A 20,669-nucleotide genomic window follows, 5' to 3' on the forward strand; every position below is an offset into this window, starting at 1 on the left:
CAACCAGCCCATCGTCCTTAACGAGCGCCGAGTGGGGGCGCGATTGATGGGCAGTGCGCCACAGCGACACCCGCGAAGATGACAGCCAGCTAGCACTTTCCGTTGAAACGCATATAAATACGAATGTGGCGATGACGCATCGACGCTGTCTTATTCCTCCAACAACCGGAAATTTGACATAACGCCCGGTCCGCGAAAAATCGACTCGACTGTTTGGAGGAGGCGAAACGTACCCCACGGCTTGGGGAACCGTCCGACCTCAGTTGTCCGCCGGCGAGCGGTTGATAGGAACCGGTGCAAAGTCGAAATGGGCGGCGGCATACACGGCATTGCACGCCCAGACTTCTTCCCCGTCCTTATAGAAGGTGACCCATTTGCCGTCGCTGAGGCATTGGGCGCCGGGAAACACCTCCTCGTGGCCGTTTGGACCGTCCAGCGGGAAGGGCGCGTGTGGCGTGGCCCAGTAGCGGCCGGTCGGTAAGGCCGTGATCGATTTTCGGGACATTCTCTTCAGTACCGCCATGCGCTGTCACGCAACGCGCGATCCGACCCGCCGCGGCGAAACGGATTGTGTCAATCCTGCGACGGCGTGGCACCGTCCCGAGACATCCTCGTGTAGCCTCACTGCCAGTCACCTCCAGCTATAGGTCCAATTTAGTCATGGGGCAATACCTCCAAATTGCAGTCCGAGCCTTCGGCGTCGGCGCCATCCTTGTGATCGTCGCCGTTGCCTCTCGGCAAGTATATCTGCGGGTCGCTGCTGAGGCTGGTAGTGCCGGCGGTGAAGAGGATCCTGCAGCAATGATGTTGATCCGATGCGAGGCCATGCACAGCCGCCTGCAGAATCGGCCTGTTTCCGAAGACACTGCGGATGCTGACGAGGCGCCGCGTGCCCGGTGTATGGAGTCCTGAACTCGCAGCAAATCTAAGCAGTCTTCAGTTCACGCTCCTTGTGTGACGCTAATGGGCCGTCCCGCGCGCCGGCCCTGGTTCGATTTGGCTCCGGAATCACGGTCGGCGCGTATGTGGCCGGCATGCGGCTCGGCCGGGACTTCCCCGCAAGCGCCCCTCGCACGCGCCCAGCCTTGGCGAATATCCTCCCCAAGGGGGCTTACCGCTGCGGGGCGACAAGGTGAACATCAGAGGCGCGTCATGCCGAGCGGCAAGCGCATGCTGCAACCCTGGCGCGGCTGGAGGCCTGGCGGGCAGAGCTGGAGGCAGCTGGCCGTCCGCTGGTGGAGCTACGTACCCAATTCTCGACCGAACAGGAACGGGCGCGCGGCGCATGGAAGCGATGCAGGCGGTGTGGGATGCGACAAGGGCGACTGATCGCTCGCCCCCAAATCGTTGCACCTTTCCGACTCCCAAAACCTTATACCTATGTCTCTTGAGATCGAGCGCGCCGCAGCTGGTGTGGATCCGTGTGCAGATGGTCAGGCACGGCCTGACCTTGACCAACCTGCAGGCACCCGGCTGCTTTTCCCTCGTGGCGCCGCCGCCGGCGGCACCCGAGCCGATGCGCACCTACCGCAACGCCGAAGGGCAGAAATGGGGGTGGGCAGGGCGAGATGCCGGCCCGCACGGATACGCGTGATGCGAATGTTGGATATGGGGCTTCATGGTGCGGCAGGTCAATACATTCTGTCTAGCACTTAAAACATAGACCATTCCTCGGTTGTCTACGCCAGTAAATTCTGCGCCGCACCACCCCAACGAATACGCCAGAACACAGATTATCAGGTGCTCTTCGCGATGCTATTAGAAATGAAAAGCCCGCCGTAGGAACGGGGAGAACCTTGGGCGGGCGAGATGCAGGCACGCCTCCAGATTTGTAAATGCCAAACGATGTTGCCGGGCGGGCATGTTGACAATGTCGCAATTAAATTGCGACCGCCGTCTACGATATCCTCCGCGCCGTGGACTGGGCGGCTCAAATCTCCGTGTGTTATACCGTCACGAATATCGACACGCAGCCCAGAAAATTGAAGGCTAGGGCTACATTATTGGTATGGACGTCGATATACCGCTTGGACGTGTTGCAATCTTCGAAATAATGTACGATGCTGAAGTTACTATAGAGATGGAGAAAACAATGGCATCCTACAAACAGCTGCTCGCCGAAAAGGAAAAACTCGAGGCTCAGCTCGTCGAAGTGCGAGCAACGGAAGTCGCTGGCGTTATCGAACAGATTCAAGCCCTGATGGCGCAGTATGAGTTGACTGCCGACGACATCGCTCCAAAACGTCGCCGTGGTCGGCCCGCAGCAAGCGTGGCGGCAAAGGTTCCGACAAAACCCAAGACATCCCTGCCGCCAAAGTATCAAGACCCCAAGACGGGTGCAACTTGGACTGGCCGGGGCCGTGCACCGGCTTGGCTCGGTAAGAATCGCGACAAGTTCTTGATTCCGGAAGCGTGAACACTGGGCGACCCAACGACCGTCGTTTTGCCGCAGTAGTTGGCAGGTAGCCGCGCCGCGTGAGCCCCTGTGTGATGGATCGCTCGTGGCAAGCCCATTATCTTGGGACCGCAATTCGAGAGTGGCGCAGCACGATAGGGTTGTTTGCCCGAACAAATGGTGCCACGCCGATTGGCGTCGCTGCTATCATGCCGCGCATCGCGCGCGGGTGTAGCTCAATGGTAGATCAGAAGCCTTCCAAGCTTATGGCGAGGGTTCGATTCCCTTCACCCGCTCCATCGTGACTCTGGCTCATGCCTGGTTAGAGTCATGAGCCAGGGCCACTGGCATTGCCGCAGCCACGGCCGCTGACGACGCACTGGACCGGTGGTCAGAACCAGGTTTGTGCTGGGACCTCATCTGGCTCCCTACAGTGAAGGGCCGGTTCTTCTACTGGTGCATGATGCAAGATGCCAAGCCATTTCGGGTGGCCACCCATGCTTCGTTCAATGCGAGCGCTTCAGTTGCCGGCAGGGCCTTAGCAGCGGGCTGCGCAACGGAAGGCTCCTCGGCTACGCCCAAGCAGGGCGGAAAATCCGTCGGGCGAAGCCACTTCGCCAAGAAGGTCCCTAGCGCGTCGAGCAGCACGTCGGAACTCAGCCCTTGCGCACCGCCAAGGCGGGGACTCAGTACCAGCGCGGTCTGATCATGCTCGAAGACCTGCAAGCGCCGCACCGAATCGGCCGGCTGCAGGAGCACATCGGCTCCCTCCACGTCCTCGAAGCCGAACGCATGCAGATAGTCGCGCGCGTGGCGTTCACCGAGGCACAGTACTACGCGGGGCCGGTGCTGGCGGCGCAGCGACGATATGAAGCGGAAGCGCCCGCCAAGGCGACACAGGCGTAAATACTCCGACTTGACACCCAACACCTGCAGCTCGCGGAATACCTTGCTCCAGGGCAAAGTGTGATCTGTTCTCTCAGGCAGTGGGAAGAGATTCAGCTTGAACTCCCATCCATTCGGCACATAGAGATAGCGGTCAAAGTACTCACGTGCATTGATCGGAATGCGCCCCGGGGGCAAGGCGGCTGACCGCGCTGCAGCCAACATCCGTGCGATCCGGTAATGCGACTGCCAGCGCGGCAATAGGTGTGCATGGCGCGAACGGAACTCCCTATCCCATGCCCCGGGTGTCGGCTGCCCCTGCAACGCTACCGATAGCGGTACGCAGCTAGACAGCGGGGCCACGTCGCACACCCAGATGGCGGCGGCCGGGTTGCCGCCATCCATCCCCGCAAACGACGTAAATGCAAGGTCCAACTCCGCACGACTAAGTGCGGAGAGTCGAGGTTGCTGCATCCGATTCAAATCCTCATGGATCGCGCGAGAGGCAAGCTGACGATCGCCAGTCTGGCTATTGTTCAAAGCCAAAAGAATAAAAGCGCTGGTCCCCTCGCTGTCTGAGCAAATCTGAGCAAACTGGCAGCCCGCACCATGTGGCCTTGGTGTCAGACCCCGGCACTAGCCGTCGATCACGATCTTCTGGTAGACCCGGTAGCCCTCGCCCCGCACCGTCGACACGGGCAACCGCAGCCCGCCCACCTGCTCGACCTTGCGGCGCAGGCGGCGCATTTGGGTATCCAGTCGGCGCTGGTCGTAATGGAGGTAATCCTCGCCAAGCGCCCGCACGATGGCCTTGCGCGTCACGCATTCATCGCCGCTGGCGAGGGCATACAGGACCGTGAAATCCTGCGCAGACAGTGGAATGGGTGGGAACCCCGGCGGGGTCAGCGTAGGAGGCTTGGCCGACAGCCGCCAATGTGCTTCCACCGACGAGCCATCGGACAGCAACCGCTCCTCTGCCAGTGCGAGGGCCCAGTCAGAAATATCGCGGGCCACCGCCACCCGCTGGTTCTTGCACTCGGACAAGCGTGCCGACCACATGATGTGCGCGATACTGCCATCCTTGCGCACATAACGATTCTCGAAATGACGCTGCAGATAGCCAGCCTCGATCCGCTCGACGGCCTGCAGCGTTCTCGCCCGATCCTCGGGATGGACGAAGTCAATCATCGGCGTGCCCAGCATCTCCTCCGGCTGGTAGCCAAAGATGCTTTCGCAAGCGCCCGTGACGGACAGAAAACGGCCCTGGCGGTCGACGACGCAGATCGCGTCGAGCAGCAGGTCCATGACGTGCTTGGGGGGCAATGTCGCCATCTTTCTTTGTTTTTTCAGAGTGGGGTGAGGGCGAGTGCGCTACGCGCCGCTAAGCGTTGCAGGCGCGTCATGAGTGCCGATAGTAGCAAGAAGGCGGTTCGGCCGCAGGCGGCTTTTCTGTCACCCGCCTCCATGCCGATAACGCAGAAGATTGTTCGCCGCGCAGGCACTGCAGGATCACAACGCCACTTTGGCAAGGACTACGTTTATGGGCGACACTGCCTTTCCTGGCCCCCGGAATCCCTGTGCCATGCGGGGACAAGCAGCGGGAATCTGCGGATGCAGAGCGTCAGGACGCGAGCAAGAGCAAAGCCAAGGCTAAATGATCCCCACAGCGACACATGTCAGTACCTTTTCCCTTGAGTGCGCCCACCAGACAACCCTGGATCGAGCAAGCGGCAACTCGGGGAGCTGCGTACCCAATTCTCGACGGAGCTGGAGCCCAGCCGCGAGCAGGTGACCGTCGCTCAAGAGCGCGCCAGCGCTACCGAGCGCCGCGCGTTGTGCGAGATCGACCAGGACCGCACGCTACGGCAGAAGGCCGAGCAGGCGCACGGACCTGCGCACCGAGCTAGCGGCGGTGCAGGCGAGGGCGCAAGACGCGGCCGTGGCCGGCGCTGCGGAGCGGGCACGGCTGCAGGCCGAGCGCGACACGATCAGCCTGTTGGGGGGAGGCAGAACAGAGGGTTGGCCGCAATTCGCAAAAATCCGCCACATCTCCGCTAACCAACTAATTTTGATAGAAAATCAGCAGTTTCGGATGCGCGGGAACGGGTGCGGTGAGTGCGAAGGCAGGCCTGCGAAGCAAGCGTTGCCGCCGACAGCGAGAGCAGTGGCAGCGCCGACGCTAGAAAGGCATCATCTCATCGAAAACGGACGCAGGCGGTGCGAACCTGAAGGTCTTGAGCCAAGCCTTCAGATTCTTAATGTCTTCGAACGCCGCAAGGTCATGCTCAAGGGCTCGAATGTTGAGCCGGAGATCTTTGATATTAGCGGCAAGGTTGCGCAGGACGGTGTCGGGCGATAGAGCCTCGAAAGGCTCGATTCCATAGCTATGCCGAAACGCGGTTTCGACATGCAGGATCTCCTGATCCAGCTCGCGAATTTGCTCCTTCAGGATCTTCGATGGCATCGTCTGCTCCGCAAAGGATTTGGCCGCTCCCATGCCGACCAATTACTATCGGATGGCGCCATATGCCTGTCGGTTATAGCGCTCTTTTTCTCATTGACTCCTTACGCCTGCCATGACCTCTGTACGGTTAGGAAGTCACCATGACATGCAAGGCCAATGTCCACGTCATACCTCATGGCAAGGGCTGGGATGTCAGGCAGGACGGTGCCGCAGGCGCGCGATTCCACTACGACACCATGGAAGACGCGATCAAAGCTGGGACCGCGCTTGCCGAGCGCGAAAAAGTCGAGCTGATGGTGCATGGTATGAACGGTCAACTCCGCTTTAGTAGCAACATGAAGCATTGAAGTACTAACCCCAGCGGGCAGGGGAATCTCGCCAGAAGTTGGGGACAAACCGCTGCAGGAGACAATAATGAAAGGAGACATTCATGTGATGCCCGCAACTGGAAAGCGTTGGGCAGTTGACGTGGAGAGCACTGAGCAAAGCGTGGTCTTTTACGACACACAGCAGGAAGCCATCGACGCTGGCAAAGCGAAAGCCAGCCGTCACCAGGTCGAATTACTGATCCATGGCCTGGATGGCCGCGTTCGCGAGCGCAATACGTACGGCCGCAATCCACGAAACATCTGGAGCTACACTCTCAATACGCCCTCTAGTAACTATTTAGCAGCCGGGGATAGGCGAAGGTGGGCACCCAGGGGTCATCGTACTTTCCGTGAAAAAAATGGCGGTAGTGGACTGCAGACCCGCCTGTAGCAAGGCTTTCCGGCGCAATAAATCACGCGCCGCCGGAGTATTTGTAAGCTCTTGATAGATAAGCCATTTTCTGTGCATACCGCCAGAAAATGCACGGAAAGTACGATGACCCCAGCTCGAGGCCAAAAATCGGATGCAGGGCATCCTGACGATCTGTCGGGTGATCGTGCCTGAAACGCCTGGCGTTGCCGACAGCCTCGCGCAGCTGGACTACCGGGCCCGAGAGCTAGTTGCTTATGTCGATGCGAATGGCGGGGCGACGATCAATTACGGAGCACGACATCGTCAAGACAAGCCCATCTCAACCGCGCCGGTCGAATCTGCGGTCAATCAGATGCTGAACAAACGCATGTGCAAGCGTCAACAAATGCGCTGGTCGCCGAACGGTGTCCATTTGCTTGCCCAGGTCCGTTGTGCCGTGATCAACGGTGACCTCGTCGAGAGACTCGCTAGGTATGAGCCACCAACAGAACCGAGGTCAAAGGAAGTCGTTGAGTTCTTGGCGCAACTCGGGCTCTCGGAGTATGAACCCCAAGGTTTTTAACGCTCCCCCGGTGAATTGACAATATTGCTTGCACTCCCCGCGAAGCAAAGTCGTCAATTCGCATAACTTATGTGACGCCTGACGAAATCGGCCTCCCCAACTTTTGCACGCTCTCTACGTTTGGGTAGGTGGAATGGTCGCCTCCCGCCTCGGCCCATCGCCGACCGTGGACGGCCCGCTATGCCAGACTGAGCTCCCATGTGTGTCACAGTGGAGATTCTGTCGTCGCAGCCTGTCAAGGAGGATCCACATGGAACCGACCACAGTAGCCATCGACTTGGCCAAGCAAGTTTTCCAGGTCCGGTCGTTAGCGCCTTCGCGCGGTTTTCTGTCCTAACGCGTCATTTTTTCCATATCCCATATTGAAGGGTGAAAGCGCACTTGGTGTCGGCGGCTTCGTTGTGATGAGGTTCGCCGTCTCAAGCAACTGAGGTACCAATTGCTTCAAGGCCTCCTCAACCGTCCAATGGACGGTTGACACCGAAATGTTCACCGCTGCAACGGGTTCTCCGTGCAGATTCAGTAGCGGGACGCCGATGGCAATGTCACCGCGGTAGTACTCATCCACGCACAAAGCATATCCCTTCTCTCGAACGCCGTGCACGATGGCAAGCAGCTCGTCGAGATCAGTCACCGTCTTCTCGGTGTACTTGGGGCGAGGCGATCCGTCCAGAAGCCTGATGACTTCTGTATCCGGAAGCCCGGAGAGGTAAGCCCGTCCCGCCGACGTGCAGAACATTGGGAGGGGTCGGCCTATTGGCATGTGCACGATGCTCCGGACCGGGCTGGGGAAGCGGCCAATGTAGACCATGTTGCTGCCATCAGGCTCGGCGAGGTTGACTGTCTCGCCCGACGCACGATTCAGGTCGAGGAGATACGGATTCGCCCGCTCCAGCAGGCTGTGGGCTTGCAGGTATCTGCACCCCAGATCCAAAACCCTGGTCGCAAGCGAAAAACGCTTCGAGATCGGGTCTTTCCGCAACACACCAAGACGCTCGAACGTGTAAGCGAAGCGCTGCGCAGCACTTTTGCTGATGCCTGCCGCCGCAGCGATCTCCGCTAGGTTCATGGTCGGCTGTTGAGCCGAGAAAGCGAAAAGGACCGACATTCCGTTGGAAATCGATTGAATGAAAAGTGGAGACTCGTCTTGCGTCATAAATTTTCTTCTGCCCAGTGTCCGTGCCTCCTGCACGTCGTGGATGAAATTATACCGCTATACGATACGGACATCCCACTTCAGCAGCGCGGAGGAGGACAAAAGAGGCGTTATAGGCATATTTAGCGAGTTTTAGGGGTTTTACATTCTTGTCCTTCGCAGATTGATATTGTATAGTGGGATCAGCGTATCGCTACGCAATATTAATATCAGGAGCGGACATGAGAGACAGCTATCGCATCGGGGTGGATATTGGCGGGACGTTTACAGATGTCGTCGTCGAGGATCAGAAAGGGAGCATTCGGTATTTCAAGACACCCACGACGCGTAAGGACGAAAGCCAGGCGGTCGTAGCCGCGGTCAGCCGGCTCATCGAGGAGTGGGGAATGGAGCCTCGCGCCATCACGCGATTCGCGCATGGCACCACGGTCGGCACCAATGCCGTGCTGGAGCGCAAGGGTTCCAAGATCGGCCTCATCGCCACAAGAGGTTTTCGTGATGTCATCGAGATCGGCCGCCAGATGCGGCACGACCTGTATCGCGCCATCGTCAAGGAGGAAACACCGACATTCCTAGCCCCTCGCGAAATGCGAGTCGACGTCACTGGACGAATCGGCAGCAAGGGTGAGGAAGTGGAAGCGCTCGACGAGAAGCAGGTGGTCGCTGCAGCGGCTGACCTGTTGGCCGGCGGCGCCGAGGTCCTGGCTGTGTCGTTTCTGTTCTCTTTCGTCAATCCCGCGCACGAGCTCGCTGCACGCGCCGTGATCAGAAAGTACTTTCCCGACGTGACCGTGGTGCTGTCGCACGAGGTGGACCCGGTCTTCCGGGAATACGAGCGAACGGTTGTGACTGCATTCGATGCCTATGTGAAGCCTGTCATCGACCGCTACCTGACCCGCCTTGAAAACGGATTGCGTGACAAGGGCGTCGAGGCCTCGTTGCAGGTGATCCAGTCGCGCGGTGGCCTGACGAGTTCGGCGCACGCCCGACAACGTCCGGTGCGCCTCTTTTTGTCGGGGCCCGCCGCAGGCGTTATCGGGGCACAGCAGGTCGGAAAGAGCGCCGGGATCGTCGACCTCATCACGGTGGACGTCGGCGGCACCAGCAGCGATATCGCCCTGATTGCCAACGGGCAGGCGCTCGTGAGATCAGAAGGCTATGTCGATGGTTACACCATTCGCGTTCCGATGGTGGACGTGAATTCGATCGGGTCCGGCGGCGGCTCCATCGCGTGGATCGACAAGGGCGGGGCTTTGCGTGTGGGGCCGCAGTCCGCTGGCTCAGAACCGGGGCCGGCCTGCTATGGCCGGGGAGGCGAGCTGCCCACCGTCACCGACGCCTCCGTCGTACTCGGCTACATTGATCCTACATACTTTGCCGGCGGGGCGCTGACGCTCGATCCCAAGCTGGCTTACGAAGCGATCCGGCTGAATATCGCGGAGCCACTTGGTATCTCCGTGACGGCCGCCGCTCTAGGTATCCATCGCGTGGTCAATGCGCAGATGGCGGAAGGAACCCGGCTGGTCTCGGTGAAGCAAGGCGTGGATCCGCGCAAGTTCGCGCTGCTCCCGCTCGGCGGTGGTGGGGGCATCCACGCGGTCAGCATTGCCGAAGAACTCGGTATGACGCGCGTCCTGGTTCCAAAGAACCCTGGCGTGCTGGCGGCCTACGGACTGTTATCCGCGCCGATCGAGCATGAGTTTACGCAGGCAGTCAACGAGAACGCCGCGGATCTGTCGCTCGATCGCATCAAGGCCGTGCTCGAGACACTCGATACTCGCTGCGCGCACGTCATGGCGGAAGAGCCGACCGAGGGGCGTGCCGCCGAGCGTCGCCATTATGCCGATGTCTGCTATGTCGGTCAGTCGTACACGCTTGAAGTGCCGTTCGACACAGGGGCACCCGCGCCCCTGAAAACGATGACGGAAGCGTTCTATGCAGCGCACAAGCGTGTCTATGGACACAGCTATCAAGGCCCGCTCAGAATCGTCAATCTCCGCGCTATCCACAGCGTGGTCCCGCCACTACCAACTTACGCTGGCCTTTTGGGCAGCACGACCGGCGGCCAAGTGGAACGACGCAAGACGCGGGAGATCCATGTGCGAAACGGCAACTCCGCGTTGCAGGCCGAGATCATCCATCGCGAGAGCCTCAGTCCCGGCGACGTCTTCGACGGCCCAGCCATCCTCGAGCAACCCGATACGACGACCCTGGTGCCGGATGGCTGGCAGGGCAACGTCGATCCGGTCGGTAACGTCATTCTTACGTTTGTAAAGGGTTAAAGCGATGCAACAGATTCAGGAAACCGGTGCGGGTCGCGAGGCTGGGATTGATCCCATTGCGCTAGAGGTGCTGCGTCACAAGCTCGACGGCATCGCCAACGAGATGGAAACGACATTGTTGCGAAGTTCGTTTTCTCCGATCGTCAAAGAAGGACTTGATGCTTCCGCAAGCATTTTTACGCTGAGCGGTGAAACGCTTGCACAGGCTTGTGCAGTGCCGATTCACCTGGCCACGCTGATTCCAGTCGTCCAGGCAATGCTCAAGATCTTCCCCGTCGAAGCGATGCAGGATGGGGACATCTATCTGATGAACGATCCCTATCTGGGCGGCACCCACCTCCCCGATATTGCCGTGGTGGCACCTGTGTTCGGTGACGAGGGCAATCCGATCGCTATCGTCGCGACGATGACCCATCACCAGGACGTGGGCGGCATGTCGCCGGGTTCGATTCCGACGAATGCAACTGAGATCTTCCAAGAGGGTCTTCGCTTGCCGCCACTGCGTCTGTACCGTGCTGGCGTACTGAACCAAGACCTGGTTGACATCGTTCGCTTGAACGTCCGTATGCCTGACATGCTGATGGGCGACCTACATGCGCAGGTAGCCGCTTGCTCGATCGGCGCGCAGCGCCTGGCCGCCGCCCAGGCGAGCCTTGGTCCGGTCACGCTCCAGCAAGCATTCATGGCGCTTCTCGACCACTCGGAACGGATGACGGCCGACGCCCTGCGGATGCTGCCACAAGGCACATACCGGGCGACGGGCTGGCTGGACAACGATGGAGTGAATCTCGACGTGCGGGTAAAGATCGAGGTGGCCGTCACGGTGGGCGATGGCGTATTCCACGTCGACTTCACAGGGACCAGCAAGCAGGTCGACGGCCCATTTAACTGCGTGGCATCGGGTTCGCAAGCCGCGTCCTATTTTGCAATCCGTGCGCTGACCAGCCCGGACATTCCGACGAACGGCGGCTGCTTCCGGAATGTTACGCTGACGCTGCCGCCTCGCTCGATCGTCAATCCCGACCCGCCAGCTCCCGTGTGCTCGCGCACCGCGACAATCAAGCGAATCACGAACACCATCCTGTCTGCCTTTAACGCTGTCCTGCCTGACCGGGTCGGGGCAGATTCCGCAGCCACGTTGCTGGCGGTGGCGTTCGGCGGCGAGGATGCCGACGGCGAGCGGTTCGTGGTCGGGGAACTGATCGCGGGAGGCAGCGGCGCTAGTCAGTTCGGCCCCGGTGCGAGCTGTATCGAAACCGATGCCACCAACTGCATGAATTATCCGGTCGAGGCGCTTGAGCTGGCCGCTCCCATTCGTGTGAATCGTGTTGAGTTGCGGACGAACTCCGGCGGGGCGGGTCTGCATCGCGGTGGCATGGGTCTGCGCAAGGAGTTCGAGATCCTGGGCGACAGGGTAACCACGACGTATCGTGGCGAAGGACATTTCCACCAGGCCGCCGGCGCGTTCGGCGGCGAGGCTGGGGCCGTCGCTGAGGGTTACATCCTGCGCGGGGGGGATCGAGAAGATATCAAATCGAAAACCGTCATCACGCTTCGGAAGGGCGACCGCCTGGTCATAGAAACCCCAGGGGGCGGGGGGTGGGGCCGCGCTTAACGGGCATCACGCTGTTAGAAAAGGCAGGGCGGACGGGGTCCAATGCGGGCACGCCGATGTTCGCCGCCGCCTGCCGAAACACTCACATGGCAAATGGAGGACATGCAATGGACATATCAGCGGATAGGGCCGATGGCACGCAACCAGGCAAAGGCATAAGCGCGGTGCACAACGAACAGGGCGGGAAGCGGGCCGTCTGGGCCGCGACGGCGGGGCATGTGATGGAGTGGTACGACTTCGCCGTGTACGGGTTCATGGCAACGTTGCTGGCCAAGACGTTTTTTCCGGCGGGCGATACAGTGACGTCTATGCTCGCCACGTTCGCCGTGTTCGGCGTGGGGTTTGTGATGCGTCCAGTCGGTGGAATCGTCATGGGTCGGATCGCTGATGTACGCGGACGAAAAACCGCATTGTTGGTCACGATGATGCTGATGGCGGCGAGCACGGCAATGATTGGCCTGACGCCGTCGTATGCATCGATCGGCATCGCGGCACCGTTGTTGGTGGTCCTAGCCCGGCTGATCCAGGGCTTTTCCGCGGGCGGGGAGTGGGGCGGGGCGACCGCAATGATTGTCGAATGGGCGCCGAAAGGGAAGCGGGGTCTCTACGGCAGCTTCCAGCAGAGCAGCCTTGCGATTGGCATGCTGCTCGGCTCAGCCGTTTGCGCATTGTGCAGCTCGGTCCTGACAATCGACACGCTGGAGAGCTGGGGATGGCGCATTCCGTTCCTGCTCGGCAGTCTGCTCGGTCCCTTTGGACTATATCTGCGCCGGAACCTCGAAGACGCGCCCGTGTATCGCAAGGCGATTGCAAAGCCCACGCGACTGAGTAAGCCAGAGGGCTTTGCGCTGGCGTTTCGAGCGTTCGGCTTCGCGATTGTCTGGAACGTGGTCTATTACATGATGTTGGCATTTCTGCCGAACTTCATGCAGACCTATGCTGGCGTGCCGCGCGCCGATGCGCTGTGGTCCAACACCATCGGACTTATGGTGCTGGTGCTGGCGGTGCCGTTCATGGGCTATCTATCCGACAAGATTGGCCGAAAGCCGCTGCTCGTGGCGGCCTGCATGAGCTACATCATCATGCCGTACTTCCTGTGGAAGTATTTGATGAGCGGTGTGGGCTTCGGCGCTGTTGTCCTAGTCCAGACTGTATTCGCTATCGCGATCTCTTTCTTTTCCGGTCCCGGACCGGCGACGATCGCCGAGATGTTTCCGACGGAGTCCCGCTCGACGTGGATGTCGCTTGGTTATAGTGCTGCAGCCGTCCTATTTGGTGGTTTTTCACCGTTTATTTCGCAATACCTGATCGGCAAGACGGGGTCGCCTCTGTCGCCCACGCTATTTCTCGGGTGTGCCTCAGTCATTTCGTTAGTGTTCATCCTCCGGATGCGTGAAACGGCGCACCGCGAGCTCGACTAGCGCTCTCGCAGGGGACCACCCTGCCTTCTTCGGGCCGACAACGACCGGCAGTGTCGGCCCCGCCTATCCCTATGCCCAGATATTCCGAGAAATAGATGAAACAGCCGCTAGAAAGAATTGTTCCCGAAACAAGATTGCCTGAGGAGACGGATGTCGTGATTATCGGTGGCGGCATCGCCGGCTGCTGCACTGCCCTCTCATTAAGCCGCGAAGGGGTGCGAGTTACGTTGCTCGAGAAGGGACTGATTGGATGCGAGCAGTCCAGCCGCAACTGGGGGTGGTGCCGTCAACAGGGGAGAGACCCCAAGGAACTGGAATTGGCGAAGCTGAGCCTAGACATGTGGCCGGGGCTTGCGATGATCCTTGATCGCGACCCCGGCTTCCAGCGCAGCGGCGTGACTTTCCTGACGGACAAGGAAGCTGAGGTCGCGGCATGGCAAGACTGGCAGAAGCTCGCCGCGGAGAAGGGAATCGATAGCGTCCTTCTCAGCGCTGAGCAAGCGCGCAGCGCGGTGCTAGGAGGCACGTCGGGCAAATGGATCGCCGGATTGAGCACTCCCAGCGACGGCCGCGCAGAGCCGTCACGTACCGCGCCATTCGTCGCGCAGGCGGCGCAGCGTTTGGGTGCGAAGATCCTAGAGGGCTGCGCAGTGCATACGGTGGAAACGACGAACGGCCGGGTCAGTGCTGTCCATACCGAGCGGGGGACGATCCGCTGTCAATCAGTCGTGGTCGCGGCGGGAGCTTGGACGTCGCTCTTCCTGCGCAAGCTTGGTGTTCGTTTTCCGCAGGCCTATGTTCATGGGTCTGTATGCAGCACGCTACCGATCGACGCCAATGTCGAAGGCTGTATTTCCACGCCATATTTCTCGTTCCGGGCGCGCCAGGACGGTGGCCTGACCGTGGCGAAAAGCGGCAGGGGCACGGTCTACGTCACCCCTTCACTGCTGCGCTATGCGTATCAGTTTCTGCCTACCTATCTGCTGCGAAGGAAGAAAGTGAAGCTCCGACTTACGGCGCAGTTCTGGCGAGAACTGCGGCAGGAATATAACTATTTGAAGAGGAATGTATCACCATTCCACGACGAGCGGATCTTGGACCCTTCCCCGGACTCCGGACTGGTCGGAGAGGCCGTGCGCGATGTCGAGTCGATGTTTCCTGGTTTGGGGAAGCTGACGCTAGGTTCCGCGTGGGGTGGCGTCATCGACTCAACGCCCGACGCCGTTCCTGTCATTTCGGAAATTCGCGCGCTGCCCGGACTGGTGGTGGCCTCTGGTTTCAGCGGTCACGGATTTGGCTTAGGCCCCGGTGTCGGCCATGTCGTGGCCTGTCTGGTGCAAGGCCGGTCGGCCCCGATTGACATGACTCCCTTCCGATATGACCGGATGATCGATGGATCGAGGCTGGTGCCATACATCCATTTCTAGAGAGGTATGAGTCGCACATGGGATTGAGCCCGGAACTTTCTCCTACGCGAGTGCGAATGGGTGGCAATACAGCGACGTCATTGCTTTACGGAATCAGGTTCCTTGGCAGCCTCGTCATCGCCTAAGCCTAAGTTATGTTCTGCGGCCTGAATCCTGGTTCCTAACCAGATTCAGCAATCATCTCATCGAGCAAAAGCTCCTACTCAAAACGATTTTCTCATCCAGAGTGCTGCTATGTCGAAAAGCCTTGCCGGCGGCCTGTCCCTGTCTGCTGTCTGCGGCCGGGCCGAATTTATGGATGCGCCGGCCCCGGGCAGTCTGGGGGGGACCTATGCAGGCAACCCACTGGCTGTTACCTCCGCCTGGCGATGCTTGACGTGCGGGAAGGCGAGTATCCGGTTGAGCGAGGCGCTGTTCCGGGCAACCGTCTAAAGGAGAGGCTGGAAAGGCTTGAAGTCGCGCGTGCAGGAGATCGGCGAAGTGCGTGGCGTTGGTGCGATGATCGCGGTCGAACTGTGCGAAGCCGATGGCCGCCCGAATCCCGAGTTCACACGGCAGGTGCAAAGCCGTGCGCTGGGAAAGGCTTCTGCTCCTCTCGTGCGGCGTCTACGGGAATGTCATCCGCTTCCTGTTCCTGCTCACGATCACGGATGAGGTGTTGGAAGAGGGCTTGGGTATCGTCGCCGACGCCCTGACCCAATAAGTGTGCAACTCGTGGAGATCGACATGGAATTAAAGGATGCAAGCCTGCTGCGTGAGCAGGCGCTGATCGATGGCGTATGGACGGATGCGGATTCCGAGGAAGTATTCCCTGTTATCAATCCGGCCACTAGTGCGACCATTTGCACGGTGCCGAGAATGGGCGCCAATGAAGCCCGGAGGGCAGTCGAGTCCGCCCGTGCGGCGCAGGCCGGTTGGCGAGCGACGACAGCGCGAGGGCGCAGCGCGGTGCTGCGCCGATGGCACGAACTGATGCTGGCCAACATCGACGATCTGGCGCTGCTGTTGACGACCGAGCAGGGTAAGCCGTTGGCTGAAGCAAGGGGCGAAGTTGCCTATGCAGCATCGTTCCTTGAATGGTTTGCGGAAGAAGGCAAGCGTGTCGCCGGCGACGTACTGCAAACGCCTGCGAGCGACAAGCGCCTCCTCGTGGTAAAGGAACCTGTAGGCGTGTGTGCGGCGATTACGCCCTGGAATTTCCCGCTTGCGATGATTACCCGCAAGGCGGGTCCGGCGCTTGCTGCCGGCTGTGCCATGGTTATCAAGCCGGCGGAAGACACGCCGCTGTCCGCGCTAGCGCTGGCCTTGCTCGCAGAACGCGCAGGGGTCCCTGCGGGCGTCTTGAGTGTGATCACTGGCGACGCGAGGGCCATTGGTGAAGAACTGACCGCGAACCCAATCGTGCGCAAGCTGAGCTTTACAGGCTCGACGGAGGTGGGCCGCATCCTCATGCGCCAGTCAGCCGACACCATCAAGAAGCTGTCGCTTGAATTAGGCGGGAACGCGCCATTCATTGTGTTTGACGACGCGGACTTGGACGCCGCGGTGGAGGGAGCGATTGTCTCCAAGTACCGCAACGCCGGCCAGACCTGCGTGTGTACCAACCGCCTGTATGTCCACGACAAGATCTACGATGCTTTTACGGAGAAGCTAGTTGCTGCGGTGGCGAAGCTGAACGTTGGCCACGGCATCGAGCCGGGGGTACTGCAGGGACCACTTATTAACGACGACGCTGTCGCGAAGGTGGAGTCGCACATCGCCGATGCTGTTGGCAAGGGCGCTCGGGTGGTAGCCGGCGGTAAGCGCCACCGGCTGGGCGGGACCTTCTTCGAGCCCACTGTGTTGGCCGATGTCACGTCCTCGATGTTGGTGGCCAAAGAAGAGACTTTTGGGCCGCTGGCACCGCTTTTCCGCTTCTACGACGATGAAGAGGTAATTGCGATGGCCAACGATACCGAATTTGGCCTTGCCTCGTACTTCTTCAGCCGCGACATTGGCCGCATCTGGCGGGTAGCTGAAGCGCTGGAGTACGGCATGGTTGGTATCAATACGGGTCTTATCTCCAACGAAGTTGCGCCGTTCGGCGGTATGAAGCAGTCAGGCTTGGGGCGTGAGGGCTCCCGATACGGTATTGATGACTATCTCGAGGTCAAGTATCTCTGCATGGGGGGCGTGGATCGCTGAGAACCTCTGAGCAGGGAGCCCCTGTCGCTTTGTCGGAGGCCGTGCCGGGTGCGTCGCTGTTCACGCAGTACTTGCTGCTGACCACGACATTCGCAGTCTGCGCATTGATCTTGCACGCCTTCTACATGGCGCTGATCTTGCTGGTGAAGGAGACCGCGCCAAAGCGGGGGCTGACGTCCGGGACCTCTGCCGAGAGCCCAATGATGCACCTACAATGCGCGCATGGCTTCCGATCCTGGGCCGGCGATCTCCGTCCTTCAACTTCGAATTGCTCTGCGCGGTCTGAGCCCGCCGGTTTGGCGACGCGTCCTCGTTCCCGAGCACTTGACGCTCGGACAATTGCACCATGTCATCCAGGTCGTCATGGGCTGGGCCGACGAACATCTGCACACTTTCAGCATTCGTGGCAGGCGTTACGGCGAAGCTCGTGAGGGCGTCTTGCAACTCGCTACAGTGGCAAACGAACTGCCGCTGACCGCGTTTCATCTCCGCGAACACGAAGGCTTCATCTATGTGTATGACTTCAACGCGTGGTGGCACCACGAGATACGGATGGAGCGGCGTAGGCTGCGGCACCATCCTGGTCGGCTGCCACGTTGCGTGGCGGGTTGTGGGCCTTGTCCGCCAGAGGACATGGGCGGGATCGAGAGGTATCTGGAGGCCAGGGACGAACACAATGAGTATGAGTTCCTCGATTGGATCGAGTCGCTGCGCGAGGCGCCAATCGTGCTGGAAGACTTACGCGATGAGGTCGATCGGTGGCTGACTTGGCTCGATCGTCGCTTTGACCGTCAGATCGTCAATGATCGGTTGAGAGAGCTTGAAGGGTAGACTGGTCCCCGCAGCTTTCAAGGAAGGAGGGCTGCCATGCGTATCAGCTTGCAACTCGTAGTGCAGGACGATGGAGGCGTGCCAGCCACCGTCACCGAAATAGCCCAGTTCGAGAGAGACGGCCTTGATGTGGGCTCGCTGGGTCTGCATCTGGAGGAGGCGAAATCATTGCTGGGTCGGCTGCAGCGCACGATGGTCGCGGCACAGGTTGCTGAGGCCGTTGCTCGAACCAGCGTTTGTCCCACGTGCGGGGCGCAATTGGCTTGCAAGGGCCACCATCACTTGGTCTTCCGTAGCGCGTTCGGGCGGCTGTCGATTGACAGTCCCAGGCTGTACCCCTGCCGGCAGTGCCAGGGTGACGCACGGAGCTTCAGCCCGGTCGCCCGCTGTCTGCCTGAGCGGGTCAGTCCAGAACTGCAGTATCTCGAGGTCAAGTTTGCCTCGCTGATGTCGTATGGTCTGACCGTCAACGTCCTGCAAGAGGTGTTGCCGCTCGATCATGTGCTGGCAGCCAGCTCGATCCGGCGTCAGGTCACCACGCTCGGTCGCCGGCTGGAAGCGGAACAGGCCACTGACGCCCGGCAGCAGGCGGAGGTGGCCGCGAGCGTCGGTTCGCCCGAGATTCCGGAGCCCAGTCCGGTCCGCGCGGTCGGCATTGACGGCGGCTACCTCCGGCGGGCCGGCCACCAGCGCCGCCAGGACGGCTGGTTTGAAGTGATCGTCGGGAAGTCCCTGCGGGATCAGGGTGCCGGCCATAGCTTTGCCTACGTGCACAAGCTGGAGGGCCGACCGGCCGATCGTATGTGGAACTTCCTGCTACGAGAAGGAGACCGCGCCAAAGCGGGGGCTGACGAGCGGAGCGCTCCTGAGCGGCCAATGAGGCACCTACAATGCGCGCATGCCTTCCGATCCCGGGCCGGCGACCTCCGTCCTTCAACTTCAAATTGCTCTGCGCGGCCTGAGCCCGTCGGTTTGGCGACGCGTCCTCGTTCCCGAGCANACGACTGTCGATTGACAGTCCCAGGCTGTACCCCTGCCGGCAGTGCGAGGGCGATGCGCCTAGCTTCAGTCCGGTTGCCGGCTTTTTGCCGGAGCGGGTCAGTCCAGAACTGCTCCCTCGGGCGACTTATTGGTGAAGGAGATTTTAAGGGGCGAAATGACAATGCCCCCGTCTTTCTCGAAATGCCAGCCGTCGCCGCGCGGAATGGTTTTCCGGTCTGATAGCAGCATTGGGGAAAGGTCGGCCAGCTTCGGCGCCGGCGTGCGCGGTGGCATGGTTGGTCCTGTTGGGCGGTGTTTCCGTTTTAGGCGTGCCGGCAGGATGCCGCCATAGATCACTGTCCGACATCCGGCGGCCATGACAGCCGCCGGGGTGGCGTAGCAAGTTGCTATCGGCTTGCGGTGGTTGGCGGGGAGGTAGTTGTGGCGGCCTGGGTCTTATCAGCGCAGCGGCGCTCGAAGGAGAGCATTCGCAATTGGTAAGCTCGGCTATCGGCGCTGTCCATGGCGGCGCTCTTCTCAATCACGTTGCCAATACCGAAGTCACCCAAGAATGACAGGATCGACCGGCCGCTGAACTCGCTTTCCTTTTCGACGGCTTGCGAAAAACCGGCTACCTTGGCTTGCTCAAGCTGGATCTCTCGGCAGTTCATTGTCTGCCGCTCGAAGTCCGTCACCGTCCCGACTCGCCCGTAGTTCTTGGTCGCGCAGCCCTGTGCCATCAGCAGGCAGATGCCAATCGGAAGAATTGACCTATGCATTGCTCCCTCCCTGAGTTGTTGTGCGGGCAGGTTAGAGCAATGTGCACGATGCTGAGTATCGACCACACGGCCACTGGGCAATCGAGTTACGACGAACGGCTGATAGCCACTCACGAGGCCTTAGCTGCGGGGTCCGAGGCGCCGGCTCTGTGTCCATTCAATCTGCTGGGTAGGGCCGCATGATTGCCGCTCCGCCATTTGCTGTGGCATCCTTGGGAGATAATGAGGGGTCACATGAACAAATTCCTACTGATCGGCGTCGCGGTCGCTGCTGCGTGGTTCTACTTCAAGCAATCGCCCAAGGCTGAACAAGCTGCCCAGCCTGCCGAACCCATGATCGAGGCGACAGCACCTCCTGCAGCCTCCCCGGTCTTTCAATGCCAGGGGAAGCAGCACTGTAGCCAAATGACTTCGTGCGAGGAGGCCCGTTTCTNAGGGCAATTGCACAAGGTCTCGTCATGGGCTGGGCCGACGAACATCTGCACACGTTCAGCATTTGTGGCAGGCGTTACGGCGAAGCGACGGAGTGCGCCGGCTTACGGATCTGGCGGACGAGGTGCGGGCGCGCTGGCGGAAAAAAAGAAAGCACCCGCTGCCGGGAAGGAGTGGGTGCTGAAGGAAATACGGGGCAATCGCGTTTGCCCCGTGTCACTCTAGTGGAGCTAGGTCCGCAAGAACATAACTCTCTCGATAGGATGCGCAAGGCTATTCGGCAGCCCTCGGCGCGCGCGGCGCCGGGTCTGCATCCATCAACTCCGGAGGGTAAGGGCGCAAGAAACTCCTGGCGCGCTCTGGATCTCGGCACGTCAGCCAGTCATCCCATTCTGCCCGCGGCACAATCACGATCAGCCGTTTTTCCCTGCCCGGGGAGTGGAAGCGGTTCATGAGCGGATGCTTGTCGGAATTGATGGTCAGCATCGTGAAGCTGAACACCTCCGCGCCAGCC

16 protein-coding genes, 1 tRNA gene and 5 pseudogenes are annotated in these 20,669 nt (G+C 60.3%); 14 read left to right on the forward strand and 8 right to left on the reverse strand.

The window, feature by feature from the left end; translation table 11 throughout:
* Positions 1–259: 259 nt before the first annotated feature.
* The gene (locus CF70_RS00330; protein WP_235184835.1) at positions 260–523 is read right to left on the reverse strand and encodes a hypothetical protein; all 264 of its coding nucleotides are present in this window, start codon (positions 521–523) and stop codon (positions 260–262) included.
* 1,569 nt (positions 524–2,092) lie between these two features.
* Here CF70_RS00330 and CF70_RS34340 point away from each other — a divergent pair.
* Positions 2,093–2,416, forward strand: a complete 324-nt coding sequence (locus CF70_RS34340; RefSeq protein ID WP_081861975.1) for an H-NS family nucleoid-associated regulatory protein — start codon at positions 2,093–2,095, stop codon at positions 2,414–2,416.
* 204 nt (positions 2,417–2,620) lie between these two features.
* Positions 2,621–2,694, forward strand: a tRNA-Gly gene (locus CF70_RS00350).
* 151 nt (positions 2,695–2,845) lie between these two features.
* Here CF70_RS00350 and CF70_RS00355 read toward each other — a convergent pair.
* Together CF70_RS00355 and CF70_RS00360 are read right to left on the reverse strand one after the other, a co-directional pair.
* The gene (locus CF70_RS00355) at positions 2,846–3,754 is read right to left on the reverse strand and encodes a hypothetical protein (RefSeq protein ID WP_063830414.1); all 909 of its coding nucleotides are present in this window, start codon (positions 3,752–3,754) and stop codon (positions 2,846–2,848) included.
* Positions 3,755–3,916: 162 nt separating this feature from the next.
* Positions 3,917–4,585, reverse strand: coding sequence for a PAS domain S-box protein (locus CF70_RS00360; protein WP_200876669.1), 669 nt, complete (start codon positions 4,583–4,585; stop codon positions 3,917–3,919).
* A 423-nt stretch (positions 4,586–5,008) separates the two neighbouring features.
* On the opposite strand from CF70_RS00360, the pseudogene CF70_RS37200 reads away from it, so the two are divergent.
* Positions 5,009–5,258: pseudogene (locus CF70_RS37200) on the forward strand (KfrA protein); the annotation flags it as partial.
* Between the two features lie 201 nt (positions 5,259–5,459).
* Here CF70_RS37200 and CF70_RS36420 read toward each other — a convergent pair.
* Complete coding sequence (locus CF70_RS36420) at positions 5,460–5,744, reverse strand: hypothetical protein (protein WP_160172217.1); 285 nt, start codon at positions 5,742–5,744, stop codon at positions 5,460–5,462.
* A gap of 140 nt (positions 5,745–5,884) precedes the next feature.
* On the opposite strand from CF70_RS36420, the gene CF70_RS00370 reads away from it, so the two are divergent.
* The 3 genes and pseudogenes from CF70_RS00370 to CF70_RS00375 all read left to right on the forward strand — a co-directional run.
* Positions 5,885–6,091 (forward strand): DUF2188 domain-containing protein, encoded by a 207-nt coding sequence (locus tag CF70_RS00370; protein WP_035858896.1) that lies wholly within the window; start codon positions 5,885–5,887, stop codon positions 6,089–6,091.
* Positions 6,092–6,158: 67 nt separating this feature from the next.
* Positions 6,159–6,503 (forward strand): DUF2188 domain-containing protein, encoded by a 345-nt coding sequence (locus CF70_RS34350; RefSeq protein ID WP_081861970.1) that lies wholly within the window; start codon positions 6,159–6,161, stop codon positions 6,501–6,503.
* A gap of 118 nt (positions 6,504–6,621) precedes the next feature.
* Positions 6,622–7,054, forward strand: a pseudogene (locus CF70_RS00375) (ISKra4 family transposase); the annotation flags it as partial.
* A 300-nt stretch (positions 7,055–7,354) separates the two neighbouring features.
* On the opposite strand, the gene CF70_RS00380 reads toward CF70_RS00375, so the two are convergent.
* The gene (locus CF70_RS00380) at positions 7,355–8,203 is read right to left on the reverse strand and encodes an IclR family transcriptional regulator (RefSeq protein WP_051647936.1); all 849 of its coding nucleotides are present in this window, start codon (positions 8,201–8,203) and stop codon (positions 7,355–7,357) included.
* A 221-nt stretch (positions 8,204–8,424) separates the two neighbouring features.
* On the opposite strand from CF70_RS00380, the gene CF70_RS00385 reads away from it, so the two are divergent.
* The 8 genes and pseudogenes from CF70_RS00385 to CF70_RS37205 form a co-directional block, all read left to right on the forward strand.
* Positions 8,425–10,485, forward strand: a complete 2,061-nt coding sequence (locus CF70_RS00385) for a hydantoinase/oxoprolinase family protein (RefSeq protein WP_035858899.1) — start codon at positions 8,425–8,427, stop codon at positions 10,483–10,485.
* 4 nt (positions 10,486–10,489) lie between these two features.
* The gene (locus CF70_RS00390; protein ID WP_051647938.1) at positions 10,490–12,100 is read left to right on the forward strand and encodes a hydantoinase B/oxoprolinase family protein; all 1,611 of its coding nucleotides are present in this window, start codon (positions 10,490–10,492) and stop codon (positions 12,098–12,100) included.
* Between the two features lie 107 nt (positions 12,101–12,207).
* Positions 12,208–13,521 (forward strand): MFS transporter, encoded by a 1,314-nt coding sequence (locus tag CF70_RS00395; protein WP_035858901.1) that lies wholly within the window; start codon positions 12,208–12,210, stop codon positions 13,519–13,521.
* Between the two features lie 95 nt (positions 13,522–13,616).
* Positions 13,617–14,948, forward strand: coding sequence for an NAD(P)/FAD-dependent oxidoreductase (locus CF70_RS00400; RefSeq protein WP_035858904.1), 1,332 nt, complete (start codon positions 13,617–13,619; stop codon positions 14,946–14,948).
* Between the two features lie 234 nt (positions 14,949–15,182).
* Positions 15,183–15,651 (forward strand): annotated as a pseudogene (locus tag CF70_RS00405) (aminotransferase class III-fold pyridoxal phosphate-dependent enzyme); the annotation flags it as partial.
* 23 nt (positions 15,652–15,674) lie between these two features.
* Entirely contained in the window at positions 15,675–17,132 is a 1,458-nt protein-coding gene (gene gabD / locus CF70_RS00410; RefSeq protein ID WP_035858906.1) for an NADP-dependent succinate-semialdehyde dehydrogenase, read from the forward strand.
* A gap of 222 nt (positions 17,133–17,354) precedes the next feature.
* Positions 17,355–17,963: a plasmid pRiA4b ORF-3 family protein gene (locus tag CF70_RS33650; protein WP_081861971.1), complete on the forward strand. Its 609-nt coding sequence runs from the start codon at positions 17,355–17,357 to the stop codon at positions 17,961–17,963.
* A gap of 36 nt (positions 17,964–17,999) precedes the next feature.
* Positions 18,000–18,962, forward strand: a pseudogene (locus CF70_RS37205) (hypothetical protein); the annotation flags it as partial.
* 99 nt (positions 18,963–19,061) lie between these two features.
* On the opposite strand, the gene CF70_RS36425 reads toward CF70_RS37205, so the two are convergent.
* The 3 genes and pseudogenes from CF70_RS36425 to CF70_RS00430 form a co-directional block, all read right to left on the reverse strand.
* The gene (locus tag CF70_RS36425; protein WP_160172218.1) at positions 19,062–19,238 is read right to left on the reverse strand and encodes a hypothetical protein; all 177 of its coding nucleotides are present in this window, start codon (positions 19,236–19,238) and stop codon (positions 19,062–19,064) included.
* Between the two features lie 113 nt (positions 19,239–19,351).
* Complete coding sequence (locus CF70_RS00425) at positions 19,352–19,723, reverse strand: hypothetical protein (RefSeq protein ID WP_051647941.1); 372 nt, start codon at positions 19,721–19,723, stop codon at positions 19,352–19,354.
* A gap of 705 nt (positions 19,724–20,428) precedes the next feature.
* Positions 20,429–20,669, reverse strand: a pseudogene (locus tag CF70_RS00430) (hypothetical protein); the annotation flags it as partial.

It is taken from the genome of Cupriavidus sp. SK-3 (assembly GCF_000611145.1).
Classification (GTDB): Bacteria; Pseudomonadota; Gammaproteobacteria; order Burkholderiales; family Burkholderiaceae; genus Cupriavidus.

Coding starts and splice junctions, on each gene's coding strand:
- CF70_RS00400 (WP_035858904.1), top strand. CDS start 13,617: ATGAAACAGCCGCTAGAAAGAATTGTTCCCGAAACAAGATTGCCTGAG.
- CF70_RS36425 (WP_160172218.1), bottom strand. CDS start 19,238: ATGCCACCGCGCACGCCGGCGCCGAAGCTGGCCGACCTTTCCCCAATG.
- CF70_RS00380 (WP_051647936.1), bottom strand. CDS start 8,203: ATGACGCAAGACGAGTCTCCACTTTTCATTCAATCGATTTCCAACGGA.
- CF70_RS34350 (WP_081861970.1), top strand. CDS start 6,159: ATGAAAGGAGACATTCATGTGATGCCCGCAACTGGAAAGCGTTGGGCA.
- CF70_RS36420 (WP_160172217.1), bottom strand. CDS start 5,744: ATGCCATCGAAGATCCTGAAGGAGCAAATTCGCGAGCTGGATCAGGAG.
- CF70_RS00370 (WP_035858896.1), top strand. CDS start 5,885: ATGACATGCAAGGCCAATGTCCACGTCATACCTCATGGCAAGGGCTGG.
- CF70_RS00330 (WP_235184835.1), bottom strand. CDS start 523: ATGGCGGTACTGAAGAGAATGTCCCGAAAATCGATCACGGCCTTACCG.
- CF70_RS00390 (WP_051647938.1), top strand. CDS start 10,490: ATGCAACAGATTCAGGAAACCGGTGCGGGTCGCGAGGCTGGGATTGAT.
- CF70_RS00360 (WP_200876669.1), bottom strand. CDS start 4,585: ATGGACCTGCTGCTCGACGCGATCTGCGTCGTCGACCGCCAGGGCCGT.
- CF70_RS00425 (WP_051647941.1), bottom strand. CDS start 19,723: ATGCATAGGTCAATTCTTCCGATTGGCATCTGCCTGCTGATGGCACAG.
- CF70_RS00355 (WP_063830414.1), bottom strand. CDS start 3,754: ATGCAGCAACCTCGACTCTCCGCACTTAGTCGTGCGGAGTTGGACCTT.
- CF70_RS33650 (WP_081861971.1), top strand. CDS start 17,355: ATGGCTTCCGATCCTGGGCCGGCGATCTCCGTCCTTCAACTTCGAATT.
- CF70_RS00395 (WP_035858901.1), top strand. CDS start 12,208: ATGGACATATCAGCGGATAGGGCCGATGGCACGCAACCAGGCAAAGGC.
- CF70_RS00385 (WP_035858899.1), top strand. CDS start 8,425: ATGAGAGACAGCTATCGCATCGGGGTGGATATTGGCGGGACGTTTACA.
- CF70_RS34340 (WP_081861975.1), top strand. CDS start 2,093: ATGGCATCCTACAAACAGCTGCTCGCCGAAAAGGAAAAACTCGAGGCT.
- gabD (WP_035858906.1), top strand. CDS start 15,675: ATGGAATTAAAGGATGCAAGCCTGCTGCGTGAGCAGGCGCTGATCGAT.